This is a genomic window from Rhodosalinus sp. (assembly GCF_041685465.1).
In the GTDB taxonomy this organism is placed as follows: domain Bacteria; phylum Pseudomonadota; class Alphaproteobacteria; order Rhodobacterales; family Rhodobacteraceae; genus Rhodosalinus.
The window spans coordinates 1-4,641 of the sequence record NZ_JAWLFS010000231.1 but is presented as its reverse complement, the minus strand read 5'-3'; the positions used below and the strand labels follow the sequence as shown (position 1 = coordinate 4,641).

General features: G+C 70.5%; 6 protein-coding genes and 1 tRNA gene. 1 reads left to right on the top strand and 6 read right to left on the bottom strand.

Annotation, left to right across the window (positions count from 1 at the left end):
• The 6 genes from proB to ACESL7_RS13215 form a co-directional block, all read right to left on the bottom strand.
• The coding region (proB, locus tag ACESL7_RS13240) for a glutamate 5-kinase (protein ID WP_372893780.1) at positions 1-623 on the bottom strand (623 nt) is incomplete at its 3' end.
• Positions 611-1,648, bottom strand: a complete 1,038-nt coding sequence (obgE, locus tag ACESL7_RS13235) for a GTPase ObgE (RefSeq protein ID WP_372893779.1) — start codon at positions 1,646-1,648, stop codon at positions 611-613. The genes proB and obgE, both read right to left, overlap by 13 nt.
• 56 nt (positions 1,649-1,704) lie before the next feature.
• Positions 1,705-2,244, bottom strand: coding sequence for a GNAT family N-acetyltransferase (locus ACESL7_RS13230; RefSeq protein WP_372893778.1), 540 nt, complete (start codon positions 2,242-2,244; stop codon positions 1,705-1,707).
• Between the two features lie 100 nt (positions 2,245-2,344).
• On the bottom strand, positions 2,345-2,614 hold the full coding sequence (gene rpmA / locus ACESL7_RS13225; protein ID WP_372893777.1) for a 50S ribosomal protein L27: 270 nt from the start codon (positions 2,612-2,614) through the stop codon (positions 2,345-2,347).
• Positions 2,615-2,620: 6 nt separating this feature from the next.
• Positions 2,621-3,244, bottom strand: a complete 624-nt coding sequence (locus ACESL7_RS13220; RefSeq protein ID WP_372893776.1) for a 50S ribosomal protein L21 — start codon at positions 3,242-3,244, stop codon at positions 2,621-2,623.
• 188 nt (positions 3,245-3,432) lie between these two features.
• Positions 3,433-4,260 carry a hypothetical protein gene (locus tag ACESL7_RS13215; RefSeq protein WP_372893775.1) on the bottom strand — a complete coding sequence of 276 codons (828 nt, stop codon included), beginning with the start codon at positions 4,258-4,260 and terminating at the stop codon, positions 3,433-3,435.
• 208 nt (positions 4,261-4,468) lie between these two features.
• On the opposite strand from ACESL7_RS13215, the gene ACESL7_RS13210 reads away from it, so the two are divergent.
• A tRNA-Ser gene (locus ACESL7_RS13210) sits at positions 4,469-4,558 on the top strand.
• Positions 4,559-4,641: the final 83 nt, after the last annotated feature.

The window sequence follows — 4,641 nt, the reverse complement described above, 5'->3', positions numbered from 1 at the left end:
TCGCCGGCCATCGCCTCGATTTCCGGCGTGATCTCCTCGACCGTGTCGAGGCGGCGCGCGGCCGGGTCGCGCGCCGGGTTCGCGGTGTAGAGCCCGTCCACGTCGGAGAGCAGCACGAGGCGGTCGGCGCCCACCGTCACCGCCACCTGCGCGGCGAGGCGGTCGTTGTCGCCGTAGCGGATCTCGTCGGTGGCGACGGTATCGTTCTCGTTCACGATGGGCACTGCCCCGAGCGCGAGAAGCGTGCCGAGCGTCGCGCGGGAATTGAGATAGCGGCGCCGGTTCGCACTGTCCTCCAGCGTCACCAGCACCTGCGCCGCGGTCAGCCCGTGCGGCGCCAGCGCCTCCTCGTAGGCGCGGGCGAGGCGGATCTGGCCGACCGCCGCCGCCGCCTGCGCCTGTTCGAGAGGCAGGGGCCCGGAGCCGAGCGCCAGCACCCCCCGGCCAAGCGCGATGGAGCCCGAGGAGACGAGCACCACCTCGGCCCCCTGCCCCTTCAGCGCCGCGACATCCGCGGCGAGGCTCGCCAGCCAGTCGGCACGCAGCCCGCCGGTCGTGCCGTCGACCAGGAGCGCCGAGCCGATCTTGACGACGACGCGCGCCGCACCGGTCAGGGCCGCCACGGCGCCTCCTCCGTCTCCTCCGCGCGTTCGGCGGCGCGGGTCGCCGCGATCTCGGCCCGCAGCGCGCGCAGCACCTCGGCGAGGCCCTCGCCGCTCACGCCGGAGATTTCGTGCACCTCCGCGCTTGAGGCCGCGCGGAGCTCGGCCACCGCCGCGGCCCGCGCCTCCGGCGCCAGCGCGTCGACCTTGTTGAGCGCGGTCACCCGCGGCTTGTCGTTCAGGTGCCCGCCGTAGAGCTCGAGCTCGCGGATCACCGCGCGCCAGTCCTCGGCGATGGTGTCCGACGTCCCGTCCACCAGATGCAGGAGCACCGCGCAGCGCTCGACATGGCCGAGGAAGCGGTCGCCGATCCCGCGCCCCTCGTGCGCGCCCTCGATGAGGCCGGGGATGTCGGCCACCACGAACTCCGCCCCGTCCACGCCCACGACGCCGAGGTTCGGGTGCAGCGTGGTGAAGGGATAGTCGGCAATCTTCGGCCGCGCGTTCGAGGTCGCGGCGAGGAAGGTGGATTTCCCGGCGTTGGGCAGCCCGAGAAGGCCGGCGTCCGCGATCAGCTTGAGCCGCAGCCAGAGCGTGCGCTCCACGCCCTCCTGCCCCGAATTGGCGCGGCGCGGGGCCTGATTGGTCGAGGTCTTGAAATGGAGGTTGCCCCAGCCGCCGTTGCCGCCGCGCGCGAGCAGCACGCGGTCGCCCACATCGGTCAGATCGGCGATCACCGTCTCATGATCCTCGTCAAGGATCTCGGTGCCGACGGGCACGCGCAACGTGACGTCCGCGCCGTCGGCGCCGGTGCGTGCCTTGCCCATGCCGTGCCGGCCGTTCTTCGCGAAGAAGTGCTGTTGATAGCGGAAGTCGATCAGGGTGTTCAGCCCGTCCACCGCCTCCGCCCAGACATCGCCGCCGCGGCCACCGTCGCCGCCGTCCGGCCCGCCGTATTCGACGTATTTCTCACGCCGGAAACTCACGGATCCGGCACCGCCGGCGCCGGACCGGATCTGGACCCTGGCGAGATCGAGGAACTTCATGCGCGCGCGGCCTCCTCAGCCGGTGCCGCGCGCTCTAGCGCGGCGCGCGGGTGGGCTCAATCCAGTTTGCGCGAATAGGTCCAGGTGCCCACCTTGGCCCCGCGCGCGACGGAATACGCCTCGGCATCGCCGAGATAGGCGAAGCCGCATTGCGTGAGGACCCGCGCCGAGGGCGCGTTGTCCTGAAACACGGACGCGAACATCGCCGTCTGCGCCAGCGGATTGGCCGAGGCGATCGCCCGCACCGCTTCCTGTGCAAAACCGGTGTTCCAGAAGGCCGGGCCGACCCAGTATCCGAGTTCCGACTGGTCGCGATCCATGCGTTCGAGCGCGACAACGCCCATCAGTTCCGGCCCCCCGTGGCGGGTGGCATCCATCGCCCAGACGTCCTCGGTCCGGTCATCGGATACCGCGCGGGCGACAAAGGCCTCCGCCGCGCCGGGCGGCAGGGGATGCGGGATCGACCGCGTCATGCTGGCCACGCGGTAATCACCTGAATAGAGGGCGATCAACCCCGCATCGGATGGGCGCAGCGGCCGAAGGTCGAAACGCGCAGTCTCGATCACGGGCTGCGTGCGGATCGTCTGGACCGTCATGTCGTTCCTCCCCGGAAATCGACCCTGCCCTGTTGCGACGAATATGGGGGACCGGCCGCGCCGATCCCCCATGAAACCATGTCACATTGTCGGGACCGGCCTACTCCGCGGCCTCGGCGACCGGTTCGACGGAGACGAAGGTCCGCCCCCTGAAGCCCTTGCGAAAGGTCACGCGCCCTTCGACCGTGGCGAAGATCGTGTGATCCCTGCCCTGACCGACGCCCTCGCCCGGCCACCACTTGTTGCCGCGCTGACGCAGGATGATGTTGCCCGGGCGCGCCGCCTGCCCGCCGAAGAGCTTCACGCCGAGGCGGCGGCCGGCGGAATCGCGACCGTTGCGCGACGACCCGCCTGCTTTCTTGTGTGCCATCTGCCGTTACTCCTTCTCTGCCGCGAGCGCCCTGGCCTGATCGATCCAGCCCTCGCGCTCGATGCGGCCCCGGATCGAAAGTTGTTCGTCGAGCGCCACGATGTCCTCTTCGGTCCAGGCCGCGATCTGCGCGAAGCTCGTCACGCCCGCGCCCTGCAGCTTCTCGGCCAGCTTCGGTCCGACGCCCGACAGCTTCGTCAGGTCGTCGCCCCCCGCCGGCGCGGTCGCCTTGGCCTTGGGAGCGGTCTCGGCGGTCCCGGCCGTGCGCGGCGCCTTGCCCGCACCGACCGCTGCCTGAACGCCCGTCGCGTCGGCGCCCGACCCGAGGATCTCCGTCACCTTGACCATGGTGAGCTGCTGGCGGTGCCCCTTGGTACGCTTCGAGGAGTGCTTGCGGCGGCGGCGCACGAAGTTGATGACCTTCGGCCCCTTCACCTGCCCGAGCACCTCGGCCTGCACCGCGGCGCCTTCGACGGTCGGCGCCCCCACTTGCGGCGAGTCGCCGCCCAGCATCAGGACCTCGTTGAACTGCACCGTATCGCCTGCCTCGGCGGCGAGCTTCTCGATCTCCAGCGTGTCGCCCGGCTCGACCCGGTACTGCTTCCCGCCGGTCTTCATGACCGCGAACATGCGCGTCTTCCTCTTTTCTGCCGCGTCCTTCGGCCCCCGGCCCTGCCGGTCGTTCTCGGCCGGTCGACCCGGCCGCCTCGGACAGCGCGCCCCTTGCGGAGCGACGATTACACCGTCGCGGGCCGGCCACGACGGCCCGCCCGGAGTGCGCGCTTATCGGGCGCGCGGGCCCGCATGTCAAGACCGGCTCAGAGCTCGGTCGCCTCCATCTCCCGCGCGAGCGCGCGCCCGAGCGCGTAGGAAATCTCGGCATACATCCTGTCGAAGCCGGCAAAGAGCGCCCGGTTCATGGCGCGCCCGGCCTCGGTTTCCGAGAGTTCGACGTACCGCTCCAGCACCGCCACGGGAACCTCGTCGTAGGCGGCGAGCAGGAAACCGTAGAGCCAGTCCCGCGTGTCGGCGCGCGTCTGCTCCTCCTGCGCCCAGACCTCTGCGAGCATCTCCTGCTCCGACATGTCGAGGGCGCCCCCCTCGGCGAGCCCGCGGTAGAAGGCGAGATTGGAGTTCAGCGCCCCGGCGACATTTGAGGCCACGAGGTCGTTGACCCGCACGAAATCGCGCACGACGCGGAAGGTGGCGTCCGGATCGCGGGCGCGCTCGAGATAGGCATCGCGCGCCGCAGCCTCCACGTCGTCGTCGATCATCGCGCGCCGCGCGCTCACCTCCCGCGCGACCAGACGCTGCGCGGCGTCGGTCTCGAAGAAGGCGATGAGCTGCGCCGGATCGGTATCATCCATGCCGGACAGGAACGGCGCACGCAGCGTGGCCTCCATCCGTGCGGGATCGTAGATCCGCGAGACGGTCGCCGTCCACCCGTCAGACGCCCCGCCGGGCAGCATGTCGTCGGCAAGATCGTCGCCGTAGGCAAGCCCCTCCTCGCGCATCACCTCCACGATCTCGGGCAGTCCCAGAAGATCGATCAGCCGCTCCGCCCCGTCCGACTCGGCGCTCGCCGGCGGGCCGGGAAGCGCCACGGCCGCGAGCGCGAGAACTGTGGCGCGGACGCGCTGGATCATGACCATCCCTCCGATGTGACACGCCGAGCGTAGGCCGGGCGCGCCCGCTTTCCAAGAGCGCGCGTGCGGGGGACGCCGGAAACCGGGTTGCGCCCCGCCAGCCCCTTCGCTAGAGAGCGCCCCGTCGGGGCGACCCGCAGGCGCGTGGGGACGGCGTGCGCCACGACTGTCCCTCCTCGCCCGCAGCTCCTCTTGGGGCCGACGGTACGGACAGGTGGCCGAGTGGTCGAAGGCGCCGGTTTCGAAAACCGGTAGGCGTGCAAGCGTCTCGTGGGTTCGAATCCCACCCTGTCCGCCAAAACATCCAGCAAGACTATGTTTTTATTAGTTTTTTTGGTTGGCGTCTATTCCGTCCCCCATGGCGTCCCCCTACAGGCTTTT